Origin of the sequence: Mesorhizobium sp. B2-5-13 (assembly GCF_006440535.1) — a bacterium.
GTDB lineage: Bacteria > Pseudomonadota > Alphaproteobacteria > Rhizobiales > Rhizobiaceae > Mesorhizobium > Mesorhizobium salmacidum.
Map to the genome: position 1 here is coordinate 138,762 of NZ_VFUI01000009.1, position 18,225 is coordinate 156,986.

Here is an 18,225-nt window from a genome sequence, read left to right on the forward strand (position 1 = left end):
ATCAGCTGCGTCGCACCAGCGCGCTGACGCTGTCGAGCAGCATCTTTTGGTCGCCGACCCAGAACCAGTGGTCGTCGCCGTCGACCTCGATGAACCGCGCGCTGGGAATCCTGGCCGCGAGGAACCGCCCGGCCTCGATGCGCACGGCGCGGTCGCCGGAACGGTGGAGGACCATCGTCGGGGCGGAGACTTTTGCCAGGAGGTGACGGACATCGGCGTCCCGTAATGCCTCGAGCAGGCCCGCGACCGCGCCCGGGCTGGAGGCCGCCCTGAGCAATCCGGCCCACCAAGTCCTTGCCTGACGGTCGCGAGCGAGGCTTGGGGCGAAGGTTTCGATTTCCGCCGGGCCACCCCAGCCCGCGAGCAGGCGTTGCTTCCAAAGATCATACTGGGCGACGGTCAAGGCGTAGGGATAGTCAGGCGCGCGGCTGCCTTTCGCAAGCGAGCCCCACAGGATAAGGCCTGTCAGCCGATCGGGATGCTCGACCGCAAAACGGATACAGCCCGGCCCACCCTCCGACGCGCCGACGAGCAAAGCCCGGCGGCTGCCGGCCGCATTCATGACCGCCAGAATATCCTGCGCCGTCGCCTCAACTGTGGGACGGGCACCCACGCGGTCGGAAAGCCCCATGCCGCGCCGGTCGAAGAGGATCAGGCGACCCAGGCGCGAAATCGCGGTCAGCCAGGCGCGGCAGCCCGGGTCTTCCCAGATACGCTCGACATGCGAAATAAAGCCGGGAACGAGCACGATGTCCGTCGGGCCGCTACCGACGATCTGGTACGCGATGTGGATGCCGTCGACCGCGACATAGCGCGTTCTGGGCACGTCCAAGGTGGTGTCCTGAGTTGGCTCGCGCAGCATGGCCAGCGTGGCGGGGTTCGGCGCTACGCCGAGTTCGTCCCGCAACAGCCGGATGCACGTCTCGATCTGACGCTCCGCCGCCGCCCTGTCGCCTGCCGCCAGGTAGGCACGGATCAAGTGGCGGTGCGCGCTTTCGCTCAGGGGGTCGAGTGCCGCCAGCCGCGTCGCATGAACGATCGCGCCGCGCGGCTCGCCGCCGGCGATCTTGGCTTCGACGAGCCGCTCCAGCGTTTGCACCAAGCGGCCGCGCAAGGTCTCCCGCCGGAAGAAGACCCATTCTTCGAATTCCGGACAGTCCGGCAGCGAGAAGCCGGCGAGATAGTCGACTTTGTAGATATCGGCTGCGGCGTCGAGAGAGCCGGAATTGCAGGCATCCTCGAAAACCCTGGTGTCGATCTCGGCGGACAATGCTGGGTGCAGGCTGAGGGAGCCGCCTGTGGCGGCGATGATCTCACTGCCGAACGCGATGCGGATTTTATAGAGTGTCCGCCGAAGGCGGGCGCGTGCGGCCTGATCGTCGGTCTCGGGCCACAAAAGCGTGGCGGCGACCTCGCGCGCCACCGGCCCGCTGGCCTCGGCGATATAGATGAGGAGGGCTGCCGCCTTGCGCAGGGCGAGGTCCACCCGCCGGCCGTTCAAGCGGAACTCCGGAAAACCCAGAAATCGGAATTCCAATCGCTCCATCGATCCGACCACCGCCATCCAGGGACGTTGAGGGGACGCCGGCCTTCTATCCATCCCCACGACGTCGGGCCGATCGGGCCCGATCATGAGACTCCCTTGGGGCGAGAAATGTCACTGGTCAATACTCCCATCCACCATTGCACATCAGGGCCCGTTGCCGGCGGAGGCATCCCTTCCGGTGCCGCCAGCACCCGGCTAGGAGGCTGAAGCATGTGCCAATCCTGTCTTTCCTGGTACGCGCGTTGCATTGCTCCCTACCTCGTCCACGCCGGCTGTTCGGCCAGCGCCTTCGCACATATGCGAAGGCGCTTGATCCCGCGGGCGGGGGGCGTTGTGGTCGAGGTCGGTTTCGGGTCGGGCCTGAACCTTCCCTATTACGACGCCGGCAGGGTGAAACGGGTGGTCGGCGTCGATCCCGACGGCACGATGCTGGGTCTGACCGAACCGAAGACCCGTTCCTTGCCATTCGATGTCGACTGTATCCGGGCCAGCGGTGAAAGACTGCCCTTGACCGACAGCTTCGCCGACACGGTTGTCGTCACCTATGCCTTCTGCACCATTCCGGACCCTGAGGTGGCGCTGACCGAGATCCGGCGCATCCTGAAGCCCACGGGCCGGTTGATCTTCATCGAGCACGGCCAGGCCGAAGGGCCGCGTTGCCGCCGGTGGCAGGAGCATCTGAATCGGCTGTGGGGCCGGCTCGCCGGCGGCTGCCATCTCAACCGCGACCCATTGCAGCTGATCCGGGCGGCGGGCTTCCATATCGTCGAAGCGGAGCGTGATCGGTTTCGGATACCCTTCTGGCAGTTGGGAAGTCACCATGCCGGCATCGCGATACCCTGACAGGTTGACGTCGTCGGTTCCGCATCTCCGATGGCCCTGCGCCGAGCCCGGCTCTCGCACGCGCGAACGGTCCGGTGCGGGGTTGTTCGCTTCTCACGCCACCAGCATCACCGCACCGAGGCCCCGGATGATCTTCGCCAGTTCGACGCATTCGCCGTGCCGCGCATTGTTGCGCCGCCAGGCTAGGCAGATCATGCGCTGCGGCATCGGTTCCTGGAACGGCACGATCTTGAGATCGGGGATAGTGCCGGCAGGGCCCGCCGCCATTTCGGGGATGAGAGTGACGCCGAGCCCGTGCGCCACCATCTGCAAAAGCGTGGTCAGGCTGGTCGCGCCATAGCTTGCCATTGCCACCGGCCGCACATTGCCGCAGACGGCCAGCGCCTGTTCGCGCAGGCAATGGCCTTCTTCCAGCAGCATCAGTCTTTCCAGCGCCGGGCTCTCAGGCGGAACCGGCGGCGAGGCAAAGGCCGGATCGCCTGATGGCACGGCCAGGAAGAACCGGTCGGGAAACAGCGCTTCGGTGATCAGCCCGGGATGGTCGAGCGGAAGCGCGGCGATGAAGGCATCAAGTTTTCGCGATGCGGTGTCCTCGACCAGGGAGGTGGTGACCGCCTCGCGCAGTTCGAGCAGCAGGGCCGGGAAATGCTTCTTCAGTTCGGGCAAGGCCCGCGGCAGGAGATAGGGCGCGACGGTCGGGATGATGCCCAACCGGAAGCGTCCCTCCATGGCGGTGCGGCCGCGCCGGGCCGTCGTTTCCACGTCACGTATGTCAGCCAGGATGCGCTCGATGCGTGGCAACAGGGCGACCGCTTCGTCCGTCATGCGCACCGACTTGCCACCGCGTTCGAACAGCCGGCAGTTCAGCCGTTGCTCCATTTCTGCGATCTGGGAGGACAGCGCCGGCTGGCTGACACCTGCAAATTTCGCCGCACGCCCGAAATGCAGCGTCTGCGCCAGCGCGTCGAAATAATGCATCTGGCGAACTGTTAATCCGATCATGCAGTCAAGCCTATCATAAGAAAATCCTATCGAAATAAACAGGAAAGGCAATTTGTTTTTATCGTCAGTGTGGCCTAGTCTGGGGTGGTTCCAGATTGGCGCGGGCCGCTGGCCGCCCCCAAAATCTCGGCAAAAATCAACCTCGGCAAAATCAAACCTCGGCAAAATTGGAGTGAGAGATGGACGCGAAAACCGACGACAACAGCGCGGGCAAATGCCCTGTTGCGCATGGATCCGCCGGCCGGACCAACCGTGACTGGTGGCCGAACCAGCTTGACCTCGGCGTTCTCCACCAGCAGTCGAACCTGTCGGACCCGATGGGCGAGGACTTCGATTATGCCAAGGAATTCGCGAGTCTCGACCTCGATGCGGTGGTCAAGGACCTGCATAAGGTCATGACGGATTCGCAGGACTGGTGGCCGGCCGACTTCGGCCATTATGGGCCGCTCTTCATCCGCATGGCCTGGCACAGCGCCGGCACCTATCGCATCGGCGACGGTCGCGGCGGGGCCGGAGCGGGCCAGCAGCGTTTCGCGCCGCTGAACAGCTGGCCTGACAACGCCAATCTTGACAAGGCGCGCCGGCTGCTGTGGCCGGTCAAGCAGAAATACGGCCGCAAGATTTCCTGGGCCGACCTGTTGATCCTCACCGGCAACGTCGCGCTGGAATCGATGGGCTTCAAGACCTTCGGCTTCGCCGGTGGCCGCGCCGACGTTTGGGAGCCGGAGCAGGACGTCGACTGGGGCTCCGAGACCAAGTGGCTTGGCGACGAGCGCTATTCGGGCGACCGAGAGCTTCGTGGCCATCTCGGCGCCGTGCAGATGGGCTTGATCTACGTCAACCCGGAAGGCCCAAACGGCAAGCCGGACCCGATTGCCGCCGCGCGCGACATCCGCGAAACCTTCGCTCGCATGGCGATGAACGACGAGGAAACCGTGGCGCTGATCGCCGGCGGCCACACCTTTGGCAAGACCCATGGCGCCGGTGATGCCTCGCTGGTAGGGGCCGAGCCGGAAGGCGCCGGCATAGAGGCGCAGGGCCTCGGCTGGTCGAGCAAGTATGCGTCGGGCATTGCCGGCGATGCCATCACCTCGGGCCTCGAAGTCACCTGGACAACGACGCCTACCAAGTGGAGCAACAACTTCTTCGACAACCTGTTCAACTACGAATGGGAAGTGACAAAGAGCCCGGCAGGCGCCCATCAGTGGACGCCGAAGGGTGGCGCCGGTGCCGGCACGGTGCCCGATGCGCACGACCCTTCAAAGCGTCGCGCGCCGGCCATGCTGACCACCGACCTCGCGCTGCGGGCCGACCCGGCCTACGAGAAGATCTCACGGCGTTTCCACGAACATCCGGATCAGTTCGCCGATGCCTTTGCCCGCGCCTGGTTCAAGCTGACCCACCGCGACATGGGCCCGGTCGTTCGCTATCTCGGCCCGTTGGTGCCGAAGGAAAAGCTGATCTGGCAGGATCCGATCCCGGCGGTCGACCATGAACTGGTCAGCGACCAGGACATCGCATCGCTGAAGGCCAAGATCCTGGCCTCCGGCCTGTCGGTTTCCGAACTGGTCTCGACGGCCTGGGCCTCGGCTTCGACCTTCCGCAACTCCGACAAGCGCGGCGGCGCCAACGGTGCCCGCATCCGGCTGGCACCGCAGAAGGACTGGGACGTCAACCAGCCGGCCGAGCTAGTGAAGGTGCTTGCCAAGCTCGAAGGCATTCAGAAGGAGTTCAACGCTGGCGGCAAGAAGGTCTCGCTTGCCGACCTGATCGTGCTCGGTGGTGTCGCGGCCGTCGAGAAGGCTGCGAAGGATGGCGGCAACGACGTGAAGGTGCCGTTCACGCCCGGCCGCATGGATGCCTCGCAGGAGCAGACGGATGTCCACTCTTTTGCCGCTCTCGAGCCGAAAGTCGACGGCTTCCGCAACTATGTCAGAGGCAAGCAGCCCATGTCGGTCGAAGCCATGCTGGTCGACCGGGCGCAGTTGCTGGGCCTGTCGGCGCCGGAGCTGACGGTGCTTGTTGGCGGCCTGCGGGTGCTCGGCGCTAACACCGGCCAGTCAAAGCATGGCGTGTTCACCGACAGGCCGGGTAAGCTGACCAACGACTTCTTCGTCAACCTGCTCAGCATGAGCACGGTGTGGGATCCGGCTGCCGGCTCCGAGCCGGGCGCGGAAGAGATCTACGAGGCGCGCGACCGCAGGACCAAGGCCGTCAAGTGGACCGGCACCCGCGCCGATCTGATCTTCGGCTCGCATGCGCAGCTGCGTGCCTTGGCCGAAGTCTACGGATCGGCGGACGCCGGGCAGAAATTCGCCCGGGATTTCGTCGCGGCATGGACCAAGGTGATGAACGCCGACCGGTTTGATATCGCTGCCTGATCCGAACTCAAAGTCGTACAAAAAAAGGCGCGGGCCGTAGCCCGCGCCTTTTGCATTCAAGCTCCGGCAATCAATCCTTCTCGAAAATACGCGCCTTGGCGACGACTCCGGCAATGGCGCCGCCGATCAACGGCGCGACGATGAACAGCCAGAGCTGGCTGAGTGCGGCACCGCCGGTGAACAGCGCCGGACCGATGGAGCGCGCCGGATTGACCGAGGTGCCGGTGACCGGGATCATGGCGAAGTGAATGCCGGCCAGCGTCAAGCCGATGACCAGACCGGCAAAAGCCGTCGAGTGCTTTTCAGCGGTAACGCCGAGGATTACCGTGACGAAGGTGAAGGTGCCGATCAGCTCCCACAGGAACGCCGAGCTCATGCCCCATTTCGTCTCGTCCCAGCCATTCGCGCCGAAGCCGCCTGCGTGGCCGCCGGTCTGGCCGGAAACGATGATCCACAGTGCCAGCGAGGCAATGATGGCGCCAATGATCTGCGCGATCCAATAGGGGATGACGTCCTTGGCCGGCAGCCGGCCGGCAAGGAAGACGCCGAGTGTCACCGCCGGATTGAGATGCGCGCCCGAAATCGGGCCGATCGCATAGGCCGCCGCGATGAGGCCGATGCCGAATGCTAGGCCGATGCCTTCCTGGCCAAGCGGCAGCGCGCCGCCGAAGCCGCCCGTCACCACGGACGCCGTACCGATGAATACCAACAGAAATGTGCCTAGAACTTCCGCCAGATAAGTCTTCATTGCCCTCTCCTCGTGACGATCCGCCGGTCCACGGTTTCCGCGCCGCGAATCATGGCGGCAAGAGTATTCCCAACCGAAAAACTTGGAAAGCAGAGCTGTAGCACCATATGCCGTCCTTGCGGGCGCCAGTTAAGAACATTAGAAATCTTGCATTTACTGGTTTGCCTACTGCTAACCGCCGTGAAGATTTACTGATCGGACAGGTTTGCCGACCATGGCCAGCTTGCACTCGCGGCGAGACCGAGCGGGGTTCAATCTGGACGTGAAAGGCTCTAAGAGCAGACCGAGATAATGTGCTCGATTTGATGGAATGACGAATGCGACTGGGCGGACGGCTGGCTGCGGCTATCGAAGTGCTGGAGGACATTGGCCGGCGTCACCGGCCGGTGGCCGACGCGCTGAAGGATTGGGGCCTGTCACATCGCTTCGCCGGCGGTGGTGATCGCGCCGCGATCGGCAACATCGTCTACGACGCGCTGCGCCACAAGCGCTCTGCCGGCTGGTTGCTGGGCGAAGACACGCCGCGCGCCATCGGCTTCGGGGCGCTGTTGCTCGAATGGAACCAGACGGGGCAGTCGCTCAACGCCGCGCTCGAAGACGACAAGTTCGCGCCGCCGCTGCTCAGCGCCACGGAACTCCAGGCAATCGCGGAACGCCGGCTTGCCGACGCGCCGCCCGCGGTTCGCGCCGACATACCCGATTGGTGCGAACCGCTTTTCGAACGGGCCTTTGGCCGGACATGGATCGAGGAGGGCGCCGCGCTGGCCACGCGTCCGCCGCTCGACATCCGGGTCAACACGCTTCAAGCCGATCGCGTCAAGGTCTTGGCCGAACTGGAGCAGACCGGTGCCAGTGTCGCACGGATCGCACCCTACGGTATCCGCATCCCGCCGATCGACGGTGATGGCCGACACCCGAACGTGCAGGCCGAGCCGGCCTTCCAGAAAGGCTGGTTCGAAGTCCAGGACGAGGGGTCGCAAATTGCGGCAGCGCTTGCCGGCGCGACGGCCGGCATGCAGGTGCTTGACTTCTGCGCCGGCGCCGGCGGCAAGACGCTGGCGCTGTCGGCGGCGATGGACAATCACGGCCAGATCTTTGCCTATGATGCCGAAAAGGCGCGGCTGGCGCCAATCTTCGACCGCATCCGCCGCTCGGAAAATCGCAATGTGCAGGTCGCCACCAAGCCCGCCGAGCTTGCCCCGCTGGTCGGCCACATGGACATCGTGCTGGTCGATGCCCCCTGCACCGGCAGCGGTACCTGGCGGCGGCGTCCCGATGCCAAATGGCGGCTGACACAGAGACAGCTCGACGCCCGCAAAGGCGAGCAGGCGACGATCCTCGATGCCGCCAGGATGTATGTCAAACCCGGCGGCCTGCTGGTCTATATCACCTGCTCGGTATTCGATGAGGAGAATGGCGAGCAGGTCATGGCGTTTCGTGAGCGCAGCAGCGGCTTTGCCCCGGTCGATCACCGCGCTCTCTGGGACGGCCGTTTTCCGGGCCACCAAGCAGCGGCGCGGATCGGCGCTGGCGGCGATATTTCCCTGTCGCCGGCGCTGAGCGGCACTGATGGGTTCTATTTCTGCGCGCTGCGCCGGACCAACTGAGCCCTGCCGCATCCGCCGGCAGTTCGCGGCCACTCGGCCGGTGACGGCCTACGAGACCAATTGTTGCAGTGCAGCAATTGAGATTGCCTGCCGCCGATCCCTCTGCAATAAGCCTTGCCAAACAAACGAAGGCAACGGCGATGGCAGCGAAGATCGTACCGGCTCCAGACTATGAAGATCGCGTCAGGGCGTCCTTTGCACGCCAGCAGGCGATGGCGACGATCGGCGCCGAATTGACTTTGGTGACACCCGGCATAATCGAGATCGAGATGCCCTATTCGGCGGCGCTGACCCAGCAGCATGGCTTCCTGCATGCAGGCGTCATTTCGACGGCGCTGGACTCGGCTTGCGGCTATGCGGCATTCTCGCTCATGCCTGAGAATTCCGGCGTGCTGACCATCGAATTCAAGGTCAACCTTCTGGCGCCGGGCCGGGGCGAGCGCTTTCTGTTCCGCGGTTCGGTGACCAAACCCGGCCGCACCATCATCGTTGCCGACGGCCAGGCCTATGCCTTCGCCGCCGACGGCGAGGCCAAGCTGATCGCCACCATGACCGGCACGATGATGACGATGGTTGGTCGCGACGGTATCGCGGGGTGAGGAGAGGTCTGCGCAGCGGGCGAACCCCCCCTGAATGGGCTTTTCGTCCGACGAACGCACGGAGCCATAGCGAAGGGCCGGCAGGCAGCGAGGGCACGTTGCCTCCTTTCCCTTCCGTGGTCGCAACAAATGGGGGTCAGGGTCGTCATGACCGTTGAAGTGGCACGTCTGTCGGGCAAATCCGTTCTCTTCGTCATGGCGGTCGAGGCTGAATACGGCCCGCACCTGAAAAACCTGTTCACGCCGCTGATGACCGGAGTCGGTCCGGTCGAGGCCGGCGTCAGGCTGGGCGCCGAGCTCGCGGCGTTGAAGGCCGAAGGAGCGCTTCCGGACTTGGTCGTTTCGCTGGGCTCGGCCGGCAGCCGCAAGCTGGAACAGGCTGAAATCTACCAGGCAGCTTCGGTGAGCTATCGCGACATGGACGCTTCGCCGCTCGGCTTCGAGAAGGGCGCGACGCCTTTCCTCGACCTGCCGGTGACGGTGCCACTGCCTCTCGTTATTCCAGGTATCAGAAGCGCCACGCTCTCGACCGGCGGCGCGATCGTCACCGGTGCCGCTTATGACGTGATCGACGCCGATATGGTCGACATGGAGACCTTCGCCTGCCTGCGCGCCTGCCACTTGTTCGGCGTGCCGCTGATCGGCCTGCGCGGCATTTCCGACGGCTCGGCCGATCTGCGCCATGTCAACGACTGGACGGAATATCTGCACGTCATCGACGAGAAGCTGGCCGTGGCGATCGAGTCGCTCGAACGGGCGATCGGTGGCGGCCTGCTCGAGGGCTGACTGTTCTTCGGATCAAGCGGCCAGGCGCTGCGGATCGCCGAAATCGATGCGTGAGACGCGTCCGCGCACGGCGCCTGTCGCGTCGATATAATCGATCGCTCCCGGTGTATGATCGAGTTTCCACGCGCCGGCGGGGCCGTCTTTCCATTCGACCTTGTAGCCGTCGTCCAGCAGCGCCCAAAGTCCGTGCAAGCGTGTGCCGTCCGGTAGGAGCATGTGCGCCCGATCTTCAGTTTCATAGTGGACGAAGGCGTGCTTGCCGCCCATGTCGATGACATGCGTGGTTCCGACCATGATAATGGCCAGCGTGTCCCTGTTCAGTATCGTCATTATACCTGTCCATGGGTTCGCGTTTCGAAAGAGCCTCGACGGGATGAATATCGTCAAGTATCTTGACTATATGGAGTCTGGAATAAATGGTCAAGCAGCTTGACGAAAAAACCGAAGCGTCGCCGGATCATGTCGGCTGGCGGCTATGGCAGGCGAGCCGTGCCTGGCAGGTGGAATTTGCTGCCGCCATGCGGTCCGCCGGCCACGCCTGGTTCAGCGAGGCGCGCGCCGGGCTGCTCGGGCACATCCCCCGCAACGGCACGCACCAGTCGGCATTGATCGAGCGCGCGGCCACCTCCAAGCAAGCGGTTCAGCAATTGCTCGACGGTCTGGAGGCGGAAGGCGTGCTGGAGCGGTTGCCCGATCCACGGGACGGGCGCGGCAAGCTTGTGCGCTATACCCGCAAGGGTCTGGATGCCTTGCGCGACGGCGACCGCATCAAGCTTCAGATCGAGCGCGGCTATATCGACCGCATCGGCGAGCAGCGATTCGCAGCGCTTATGGACGCCTTGCGCACACTTGACGCGGCGCGGGGCGACGCATCGGCAGGAGCATCGGGGCCGAAGTGAGCGGCGCGACCGCGCAACCCATTGCGCCGACTCGTTTCTTTCTCTAAAGGCTCGCCATGACGACAGCCAACCACACCGACACCGTCCTGATTGTCGATTTCGGCAGCCAGTTTACCCAACTCATCGCCCGCCGCATCCGCGAGGCCGGCGTGTTTTCCGAGATCGTGCCGTTCCAGTCGGCCGAAGCCGCGTTCAAGCGCATCAATCCGAAGGCTGTGATCCTGTCCGGCGGCCCCGCCTCGACATCGGACATCGGCAGCCCGCGCGCGCCACAGATCGTCTTCGACGCCGGTGTGCCGGTGCTTGGCATCTGCTACGGCCAGATGGCCATGTGCGTGCAGATGGGCGGCGTCGCCGAAAGCTCCAACCATCGCGAATTCGGCCGCGCCTTCGTCGAGATCGAGAAGGACAGTCCGCTGTTCGAAGGGCTTTGGGCGACCGGCCAGCGCCATCAGGTATGGATGAGCCATGGCGATCGCGTCATCGCCTTGCCGCCGGGCTTCGAGGTGTTCGGCAAATCGGAAAGCTCGCCTTTCGCCATCTTCGGCAATGTCGAGCGCAGGATGTACGGCATCATGTTCCACCCGGAGGTGGTGCACACACCCGACGGCGCCCGGCTGCTCAGGAATTTCGTCCACAACATCGCCGGCATCGAAGGCGACTGGACGATGCGCGCCTATCGCGAACACGCGGTCGAGGCGATCCGCAAGCAGGTCGGCAAGGGCAAGGTCATCTGCGCGCTGTCGGGCGGCGTGGATTCCTCGGTCGCCGCCCTTCTGATCCACGAGGCGGTCGGCGACCAGCTGACCTGCATTCTCGTCGATCACGGCCTGATGCGCAAGGAGGAGGCCGCCGGTGTGGTGGCGATGTTCCGCCAGCATTACAATCTGCCGCTGATCCTGGTCGATGCCTCCGACAAATTCATCTCGGCGCTGGAGGGCGAGTCGGACCCGGAAAAGAAGCGCAAGACTATCGGCCGGCTGTTCATCGAGGTGTTCGAGGACGAGGCGAAGAAGCTCGGCGGCGCCGATTTCCTGGCACAAGGCACGCTCTATCCCGACGTCATCGAAAGCGTCTCCTTCACTGGCGGCCCGTCGGTGACGATCAAGTCGCACCACAATGTCGGCGGTCTGCCCGAGCGCATGAACATGCAACTGGTCGAGCCGTTGCGCGAACTGTTCAAGGACGAGGTGAGGGCGCTAGGCAAGGAGCTCGGTCTGCCCGAAAGCTTCATCGGCCGCCATCCGTTCCCAGGCCCCGGTCTTGCCATCCGCTGCCCTGGCGGCATCACCCGGGAGAAGCTGGAGATCCTGCGCGAGGCCGACGCCATCTATCTCGACGAGATACGCAAGGCTGGCCTCTATGACGCGATCTGGCAGGCCTTCGCCGTGTTGTTGCCGGTGCAGACCGTCGGCGTGATGGGCGACGGCCGCACCTACGAATTCGTCTGTGCGCTGCGTGCAGTCACTTCGGTCGACGGCATGACGGCTGATTTCTATCACTACGACATGGCCTTCCTAGGTGCCGCCGCCACCCGCATCATCAACGAAGTGCGCGGCATCAACCGTGTGGTGTACGACGTGACCTCGAAGCCGCCTGGCACAATCGAGTGGGAATGATTTAGGCCGATCCGAACGCCGCCGAAAACAGGCCGCAGCACGACTCAAGCCCTTGTAATTAAAAATAAATACCATTTTAGGATATTCGGCATCTATCGGCACGCAGAGTTTGGCGTGGACGGACCGCCTGACGGACCTCGGCCATATTGCTCCGACCAATTTTTCAAAAGTACCGTCACCGCCAATGAGGCTCTTGACGGTACTTTTTTCTTTTTAACCCGTTGAAGGATAATAGGAAAATCCTGCCGCAGGCCTCCGAGATTTCGCTGACGGTACTTTTCAAGAGGCTGCAGGCATGCTGACGGACACCGCCATTAAGGCATTGAGACCAAAAGACAAAATGTACAAAATTGCTGACCGCAACGGGGATGTACATTCGCGTCATGCCGAGCGGCGCAATCTCATTTCGGCTGGATTACAGGCTCAATGGCCGCCGGGAGACCGTCTATCTGGGCAAGTACGGACGCGACGGCATCTCGCTTGCCCTTGCGCGAGAGAGGTGCCTCGATGCAAGACGAGACACGACGCGAACGGCAGCCTTGCGCCCAATTTCGGACGTTGAGGTCCCTTTGTACGTCACCCGAAAGCGGACATTCCTCATCGGGTCGAAGGATGCCCGCGCCCGTAGATGACATGTACGTCAAATATTCTCCGGTGTGACAATCTCAAAAGGTATAGATCGCTGGAGGGTCGCAAATGGTGCTTGCGGTCCAATGACATCGAGCATCGTTTGGACAAGCAGGGCCGAGGTCGCTTCGAGAGGGTGGCAAAGAGCTGCGGTGATCAGGCCCTCAGAGAGCCCCTTTCGAGTTTCGGGTCCGATGTCACGGCATACCACTTTGACACCCGACCGCCGCTCAGGAGACACTTCCCTCAAGGCATGAAGTACACCGGTTATTCCGCCTCCGACGATCAGAATGCCGACAACATCGTCAGCTGATTTCAGAAGCTCGGTGACCATTCGATAGGCCTCACTGGCTTCCTCGTGGGTGGGGCGGCTTTCCTCTACCGTGAGCCGTGGAGCGTGCTCGCGCAAATAGGAACGGAAACTGGCGTCGGACACGTCTTGGCATTGATACCGATGGTTGCCGATGAAGACAGCAATCCGACCAGGACCTTGGGTCGTTTGCGTAATCAGGAAGGCCGCGGTGCGCCCAAGCTTCCAGTTATCGGTGCCAACATAGGCCGCTCTTTCCGGCGCGGATTGATCCGTGATGTAAGCAACAACCGGTTTGCCCATCTCCTTCAGCGAACGGACGGCCTGGCCAATGATCGGGTGATCCGCCGCGACCACCGCGACAGCGTCGCAGGATTCGCCGAGGGCAATGAGATGGGCCGAGATGGTCTCCGGCGTCAAAATATCTACGAAGTCGACGACGGGCTCGATGACTTCGTCCCGACGCTCGCGACAGGCGGCAACGATCTTCTTTCCGAATAGCTGATAGAGGTCACGGGTCGACTGCTGGAGCAGGAAACCCAATCGGTAATGCGGCGATATTTTACGAGCCCGATCGTCAATCGCCCCGATACCGTAAAAGCCAATTTCTTCCGCAGCACCTTGGACGCGTTGGATAGTTTTCGGCCGCACGGAAACAGTGCCGCCCAAAATTCTGTTCACAGTCGCCACCGATACGCCTGCCGCGGTAGCGAGATCTTGGATTGTCGGCCGCTTCATGAAGCCATCCCTTAGCTGTATCATCATGATTGAATCTAAATGATACAAATGCAATTTTGATGTTATTTCTGCCTTCTCCGAATATCAACCCTCCGATATGAATTGCGCCGAACAGGGGCTCGATCGGCTGAGCCCTAGGGGGTCCGAACCCCACGGACACCAGACCGATCCGGGCGAGGAGGCGCTGTTACGATGGATGACCTTCAGTATGGAACACGCGACAAGCGCGGGAATTGGGCCCCGCACCGGCGCGCCAAGCCGGCGCCGATCTGGCACCGTCCGTTCAATGCAAAGAAGGTGGTTGCATGGATTCCTGAATTTTTCTGGCCATGGAACACGTTCCATCTCGCCACCGCGCTCATTTGGGTAAATCTACTAATCCCGAGCTGGCAGAGCCTCGCGAGCTTCTCACTACTCAACTACCTTTGGCTGTACGGCCTCAACGCCGCGGGGATTTTTCTTTTCTACGGCTTCTTCGAGCTGCGCTATTACTTCCAGCGCAAGCAACAAAACCGCTTCAAATACAATTCAAAATTCCCTTCGGACGCGCCGTCGGACGTGTTCTGGTTTCAAAGCCAGAACATCGACAATTTCACCCGCTCGTTTTTCGTCACGATACCACTGTGGACAGTGGTCGAGATCGTGATGCTGTGGGTCTATGCAAACAGCTGGGCGGTTTGGCTGCCATGGACGACGAATTGGCTTTACCTCTCGTTCCTGGTGCTTATCGCGCCGGCCATGCATGAGGTCTATTTCTTCTTCCTTCACCGGGCGATCCACTGGCCGCCGCTCTACAAATGGGTGCATTCGGTCCATCATAACTCGATCAATCCGAGTCCCTGGTCTTCACTGTCAATGCATCCGGTCGAAGGCTTCCTCTATCACGCCGAAGCCTGGCTGCACCTGCTGATCCCATCCAACCCGGTCTGCGCCTACTTCACGCTGCACGGAGCGGGATTTGGAGCAGTGAACGGCCACCTCGGCTTCGAGACATTCGAAATCACCGACAAGGTTAGCCTCGATAGCCATTCTTACGTGCATTACTTGCACCACAAGTATTTCGAGGTGAATTACGGCGGTGACGGGCTGGTACCCCTCGATAAGCTATTCGGCACTTGGCACGACGGCAGCAAAGAAGCCGATGAGGTCATGAAGGCTCGCTTCCGCAAGAAGAAGGAAAAAATGCGGGGCCGGCACGAAGGCCGCAGCGATCCCGCCTCTGGAATGCCGGCGGAATAACCAACCAAAAACTGTTTCGACTGCGCCTGTGAGGAGCGGGCTCGGGACTGCAAGACTTTTGTTGAAACCCCACGGGGTAAATTGGGAGGAAGACTATGAAGCTTTTCAAGACACTCGTGTCGACAGCGATGCTGATTGGATTCAGCGCAGGCGCGACGCTCGCCGCCAATATCTTCGTGGTCGGCGGCAAACCGGACGATCCGTTTTGGTCGATCGTCAAGCGCGGTGCAGAAGACGCCGGTAAGGTGGTCGAAGCCCAAGGCGGCAAGGTCACTTGGCTCGGACCGCAGAACTACGACAATCTCGGTGTCGACGCCGCCGAGTTGATCCGTCAGGCGATCGACCAGAAGGCCGACGCCATTGTCGGCCCAGACTGGGTGCCGGAAGCGATGGACCCTGCGTTCAAGGCAGTGAAAGATGCTGGCATTCCCCTGATCATCTACAATGCCGGCGGGCTGAAAGCGGCCGATCGTCTCGGCGCTATGAACTATGTCGGCTCGGACGACTACAAAGGCGGTGTCGCGGCTGGCGAGTACCTCACCAAGGCCGGGAACAAGAAGGGCGTCTGCATCAACACGCTGCCAGGCGCTGCCAATATCGAGGCCTTCTGCGGCGGCTTCAAGGAGGGGATGAAGAACGGCGGTGGCGAAGCCGATGTCCTGCCATTGCCCGCTACATCCTTCGGCTCGGCGACAGCCGTCGCCCAGGCAGTGAAGGCCTATCTGCTGCAGCACCAGGACGTCAACGCCGTCTTTACCATCGGCAATGTCGACGCCAACTCGGCCATGAACGGCCTTACCCAGGCCGGCAAGGTCGGGAAAGTGCAACTCTGCGGCATGAACTTTGACGAGACCATCCTGAACAACATCAAGGATGGCAAGCAGGCCTGCGCGATCGACCAGCAAGGCTACCTGCAGGGATACCTGGCCGTCGCGATTCTGAATGGCCACGTCAATTATGGCTTGGCGGTGCCCACCCGCGAGATCCTTACGGGACCAGGCATCATCGACAAGACAAACGTCGACGCCACTATCGCTGGCGTGAAAGCAGGGACGCGATAATCCTCCCTCCTGGGCCGCCCTGACTTTACAGCGGGCGGCCCTTTTTCCCTCTCTGTGCGCGGCGGCCCCATCGCGGCCGGCCGTGTGATCGCGGATTATCCTAATGGCACATCCCGTGACGTCCACTTCAACTCCGCTGGCGGATCGTACGCAGTCCGGATTGGCTTTCGGCAGGCTAGCGCGTCGACCGGAATCGGGCTCGTTCCTTGGCATGGTCGCAGTCCTGCTTTTCTTCGGTCTGTTCGGCGGCAGTGGCTTTATGTCGGCAGCGGGCACGGCCAGCTGGTTGAATATCGCGTCTGAGATCGGGATCATCGCGCTGCCGATAGGGTTGCTTATGATCGCCGGGGAACTGGACATCTCGGTCGGTGCGGTGATCCCCGCAGCGTCTCTCACCGCTGCTATCGTGTCAGGCCACTATGGGCTGCCCGACTGGCTTGGCATAACGGCCGCGCTTGGCCTCGGCCTCGCTGTCGGCTTGCTCAATGGTCTGCTCGTGACGAGAACGACCATCCCGTCGCTCATAATCACCATTGGCACCATGTTCCTCACGATGGGTCTGACCCTAGGTCTCACCGTCAAGATCGCCGGCAGCACCGGCGTCTCGCTTGTGCCGGAGCCGCTCACCAAGGCAATCTTCGGCGACTATCTCGGCGGCATGTTCCAGGTCACGATCCTGTGGTGGGTGGTGTTCGTGATTGGCCTGTTCTGGCTGTTGCACATCTCCCCGATGGGCAACTGGATCTATGCACTCGGCGGCGACAAGGAAAGCGCGCGCAACGTTGGCATCCCGACCAAGCGGCTGACCATCGGTCTGTTCATGCTGTCTGGCTTCAGCGCTGCTTTCGTCGGGGTCAGCGAGGTGATGGTCTACCAGAGCGCGCAGGTTCTGGCGGGCCAGTCCTTCATCTTCAATTCCATCATGTGCGTGGTCATTGGCGGCGTCTTGCTCACAGGCGGCTTCGGCTCGATCGTCGGCATCGTGTTCGGCACGCTCACTTTCTCGATCGTGAACCAGGGCATCTATTTCACCAGCCTGGATCCCAATGTCGGGAGCAGCATCATCGGCGCGCTTCTGCTGATTGCGGTGTTGACCAACGACACGTTCCGGCAATTGGCGCTCAGCTATTCGTCGAAAAAAGGGGGACGGCCATGATGGACGCAATCAAGTCGTTGCTGCGCCGTCCCGAAGCCGGCTCGATCCTCAGCCTCGTCGGCGTCGTTCTGTTCTTCGTTCTGTTCGGCGGCGCCAATCTGGGCACGCTGGTTGGCGCGGCGAGCTGGGTCAATTTCGCGGCCAATCTCGGCATTGTCGCCATTCCCGTAGGGCTGCTGATGATCGCTGGCGAACTCGACATTTCCATCGGCGCTTTGATCCCGGCGGGTTCGATGACCACCGCCATCCTGTCCGGTTACTACGGACTGCCCATAACGGTAGGGATCGCCGGCGCGCTGGCGGTCGGCGTCGCGGTCGGCCTGGTCAACGGCCTGCTGACCATCCGCACCTCGGTGCCCTCGCTGATCATCACCCTGGCCACGCTCGTCGCCATGCAGGGCGTGGTGCTCAGTGCCTCGGTGCTCCTGACCGGCAATGCCAGCGTGGCGCTCACTGCGCCGGACTGGGCAAAATTCCTGTTCGGACAACTACTCGGTGGCAGCCACCAGGTCACCATCGTCTGGTGGATCGCGTTCGCCGCCATCATGGGTTTCGTCCTGCACAAGACGCGGTACGGTAATTGGCTCTTTGCCATGGGCGGCGACAAGGTCAGCGCCCGCAACGCCGGCATTCCGACGAACCGCATGACAATTGCACTGTTCGTGTTGTCAGCAGTTAGTGCCACATTCGTTGGAATCTGCCAGGCGATCCTGTTCAACTCCGCCCAGGTCTCCGGCGGCATGAACTTCATCTTCAACGCCATCGTGTCCGTCGTCGTGGGCGGCGTGCTGCTGACCGGTGGATTCGGCTCGGTCCTGGGCATCTTCGTCGGCACCATCACATTCGCGATTGTGAGCCAGGGCATCTACTTCACCCAGATCGACCGAAACTGGTCGAATCTGATCATCGGCGTGATGCTCCTGCTGGCCGTGTTGATGAACCAGTCTTTCCGCGACCTGGCACTGTACTTCAGACCGGGGCGCAAGCGAACCCTGCCACGGGAGCCGGCAAACCCTTGAGAGATGAATTCCTTGATAAGCCCCCACTTCGGTGAACGCCACCTT

Annotated in this window: 16 protein-coding genes and 1 pseudogene; 12 read left to right on the top strand and 5 right to left on the bottom strand. The window is 62.3% G+C overall.

The genetic code is table 11. From position 1 onward, the window contains the following. Position 1 precedes the first annotated feature (1 nt). Complete coding sequence (locus FJ434_RS17205) at positions 2–1,546, bottom strand: alpha/beta hydrolase (RefSeq protein ID WP_140748396.1); 1,545 nt, start codon at positions 1,544–1,546, stop codon at positions 2–4. Positions 1,547–1,756: 210 nt separating this feature from the next. Between FJ434_RS17205 and FJ434_RS17210 the strand changes: the two genes are divergently transcribed. Beyond that, a complete protein-coding gene (locus FJ434_RS17210) occupies positions 1,757–2,389 on the top strand; it encodes a class I SAM-dependent methyltransferase (RefSeq protein ID WP_140748401.1) in 633 nt (210 codons plus the stop codon). A 93-nt stretch (positions 2,390–2,482) separates the two neighbouring features. On the opposite strand, the gene FJ434_RS17215 is transcribed toward FJ434_RS17210, so the two are convergent. Beyond that, a complete protein-coding gene (locus FJ434_RS17215; protein ID WP_140748404.1) occupies positions 2,483–3,391 on the bottom strand; it encodes a hydrogen peroxide-inducible genes activator in 909 nt (302 codons plus the stop codon). Between the two features lie 179 nt (positions 3,392–3,570). Here FJ434_RS17215 and katG point away from each other — a divergent pair, with 179 nt between their 5' ends. Next, on the top strand, positions 3,571–5,772 hold the full coding sequence (katG, locus tag FJ434_RS17220) for a catalase/peroxidase HPI (protein ID WP_140748407.1): 2,202 nt from the start codon (positions 3,571–3,573) through the stop codon (positions 5,770–5,772). Between the two features lie 70 nt (positions 5,773–5,842). On the opposite strand, the gene FJ434_RS17225 is transcribed toward katG, so the two are convergent. Next, the gene (locus FJ434_RS17225) at positions 5,843–6,520 is read right to left on the bottom strand and encodes an MIP family channel protein (RefSeq protein WP_140748410.1); all 678 of its coding nucleotides are present in this window, start codon (positions 6,518–6,520) and stop codon (positions 5,843–5,845) included. Between the two features lie 317 nt (positions 6,521–6,837). Here FJ434_RS17225 and FJ434_RS17230 point away from each other — a divergent pair, with 317 nt between their 5' ends. From FJ434_RS17230 to FJ434_RS17240, 3 genes are all read left to right on the top strand, one after another. Continuing rightward, positions 6,838–8,127 (top strand): RsmB/NOP family class I SAM-dependent RNA methyltransferase, encoded by a 1,290-nt coding sequence (locus tag FJ434_RS17230; protein WP_140748413.1) that lies wholly within the window; start codon positions 6,838–6,840, stop codon positions 8,125–8,127. Between the two features lie 140 nt (positions 8,128–8,267). Next, positions 8,268–8,726 (top strand): PaaI family thioesterase, encoded by a 459-nt coding sequence (locus FJ434_RS17235; protein WP_027146613.1) that lies wholly within the window; start codon positions 8,268–8,270, stop codon positions 8,724–8,726. A gap of 147 nt (positions 8,727–8,873) precedes the next feature. Next, positions 8,874–9,512, top strand: coding sequence for a 5'-methylthioadenosine/S-adenosylhomocysteine nucleosidase (locus tag FJ434_RS17240; RefSeq protein ID WP_140748416.1), 639 nt, complete (start codon positions 8,874–8,876; stop codon positions 9,510–9,512). Between the two features lie 12 nt (positions 9,513–9,524). On the opposite strand, the gene FJ434_RS17245 is transcribed toward FJ434_RS17240, so the two are convergent. After that, positions 9,525–9,842, bottom strand: coding sequence for a hypothetical protein (locus FJ434_RS17245; protein WP_140748419.1), 318 nt, complete (start codon positions 9,840–9,842; stop codon positions 9,525–9,527). A gap of 86 nt (positions 9,843–9,928) precedes the next feature. Between FJ434_RS17245 and FJ434_RS17250 the strand changes: the two genes are divergently transcribed. The 3 genes and pseudogenes from FJ434_RS17250 to FJ434_RS17260 all read left to right on the top strand — a co-directional run. After that, positions 9,929–10,411, top strand: a complete 483-nt coding sequence (locus tag FJ434_RS17250) for a MarR family winged helix-turn-helix transcriptional regulator (RefSeq protein ID WP_140713540.1) — start codon at positions 9,929–9,931, stop codon at positions 10,409–10,411. Between the two features lie 56 nt (positions 10,412–10,467). Continuing rightward, entirely contained in the window at positions 10,468–12,030 is a 1,563-nt protein-coding gene (gene guaA / locus FJ434_RS17255; protein ID WP_140504550.1) for a glutamine-hydrolyzing GMP synthase, read from the top strand. Positions 12,031–12,325: 295 nt separating this feature from the next. Continuing rightward, a pseudogene (locus FJ434_RS17260) lies at positions 12,326–12,545 on the top strand (Arm DNA-binding domain-containing protein); the annotation flags it as partial. Positions 12,546–12,670: 125 nt separating this feature from the next. Here FJ434_RS17260 and FJ434_RS17265 read toward each other — a convergent pair. Next, complete coding sequence (locus FJ434_RS17265) at positions 12,671–13,705, bottom strand: LacI family DNA-binding transcriptional regulator (protein WP_140748422.1); 1,035 nt, start codon at positions 13,703–13,705, stop codon at positions 12,671–12,673. Between the two features lie 192 nt (positions 13,706–13,897). On the opposite strand from FJ434_RS17265, the gene FJ434_RS17270 reads away from it, so the two are divergent. From FJ434_RS17270 to FJ434_RS17285, 4 genes are all read left to right on the top strand, one after another. Further along, positions 13,898–14,944: a sterol desaturase family protein gene (locus FJ434_RS17270; protein WP_140748425.1), complete on the top strand. Its 1,047-nt coding sequence runs from the start codon at positions 13,898–13,900 to the stop codon at positions 14,942–14,944. Between the two features lie 95 nt (positions 14,945–15,039). After that, positions 15,040–16,005: a sugar ABC transporter substrate-binding protein gene (locus FJ434_RS17275; RefSeq protein WP_181165940.1), complete on the top strand. Its 966-nt coding sequence runs from the start codon at positions 15,040–15,042 to the stop codon at positions 16,003–16,005. Positions 16,006–16,216: 211 nt separating this feature from the next. Continuing rightward, a complete protein-coding gene (locus tag FJ434_RS17280) occupies positions 16,217–17,161 on the top strand; it encodes an ABC transporter permease (RefSeq protein ID WP_246678293.1) in 945 nt (314 codons plus the stop codon). Beyond that, entirely contained in the window at positions 17,161–18,180 is a 1,020-nt protein-coding gene (locus FJ434_RS17285) for an ABC transporter permease (RefSeq protein WP_140748583.1), read from the top strand. The genes FJ434_RS17280 and FJ434_RS17285 overlap by 1 nt, the downstream gene beginning before the upstream one ends. Positions 18,181–18,225: the final 45 nt, after the last annotated feature.

Excerpts from the sequence above, each read along its gene's own strand:
- FJ434_RS17205 (WP_140748396.1), bottom strand. The coding sequence starts at position 1,546 with ATGGAGCGATTGGAATTCCGATTTCTGGGTTTTCCGGAGTTCCGCTTG.
- FJ434_RS17210 (WP_140748401.1), top strand. The coding sequence starts at position 1,757 with ATGTGCCAATCCTGTCTTTCCTGGTACGCGCGTTGCATTGCTCCCTAC.
- FJ434_RS17215 (WP_140748404.1), bottom strand. The coding sequence starts at position 3,391 with ATGATCGGATTAACAGTTCGCCAGATGCATTATTTCGACGCGCTGGCG.
- katG (WP_140748407.1), top strand. The coding sequence starts at position 3,571 with ATGGACGCGAAAACCGACGACAACAGCGCGGGCAAATGCCCTGTTGCG.
- FJ434_RS17225 (WP_140748410.1), bottom strand. The coding sequence starts at position 6,520 with ATGAAGACTTATCTGGCGGAAGTTCTAGGCACATTTCTGTTGGTATTC.
- FJ434_RS17230 (WP_140748413.1), top strand. The coding sequence starts at position 6,838 with ATGCGACTGGGCGGACGGCTGGCTGCGGCTATCGAAGTGCTGGAGGAC.
- FJ434_RS17235 (WP_027146613.1), top strand. The coding sequence starts at position 8,268 with ATGGCAGCGAAGATCGTACCGGCTCCAGACTATGAAGATCGCGTCAGG.
- FJ434_RS17240 (WP_140748416.1), top strand. The coding sequence starts at position 8,874 with ATGACCGTTGAAGTGGCACGTCTGTCGGGCAAATCCGTTCTCTTCGTC.
- FJ434_RS17245 (WP_140748419.1), bottom strand. The coding sequence starts at position 9,842 with ATGACGATACTGAACAGGGACACGCTGGCCATTATCATGGTCGGAACC.
- FJ434_RS17250 (WP_140713540.1), top strand. The coding sequence starts at position 9,929 with ATGGTCAAGCAGCTTGACGAAAAAACCGAAGCGTCGCCGGATCATGTC.
- guaA (WP_140504550.1), top strand. The coding sequence starts at position 10,468 with ATGACGACAGCCAACCACACCGACACCGTCCTGATTGTCGATTTCGGC.
- FJ434_RS17265 (WP_140748422.1), bottom strand. The coding sequence starts at position 13,705 with ATGAAGCGGCCGACAATCCAAGATCTCGCTACCGCGGCAGGCGTATCG.
- FJ434_RS17270 (WP_140748425.1), top strand. The coding sequence starts at position 13,898 with ATGGATGACCTTCAGTATGGAACACGCGACAAGCGCGGGAATTGGGCC.
- FJ434_RS17275 (WP_181165940.1), top strand. The coding sequence starts at position 15,040 with ATGAAGCTTTTCAAGACACTCGTGTCGACAGCGATGCTGATTGGATTC.
- FJ434_RS17280 (WP_246678293.1), top strand. The coding sequence starts at position 16,217 with ATGGTCGCAGTCCTGCTTTTCTTCGGTCTGTTCGGCGGCAGTGGCTTT.
- FJ434_RS17285 (WP_140748583.1), top strand. The coding sequence starts at position 17,161 with ATGGACGCAATCAAGTCGTTGCTGCGCCGTCCCGAAGCCGGCTCGATC.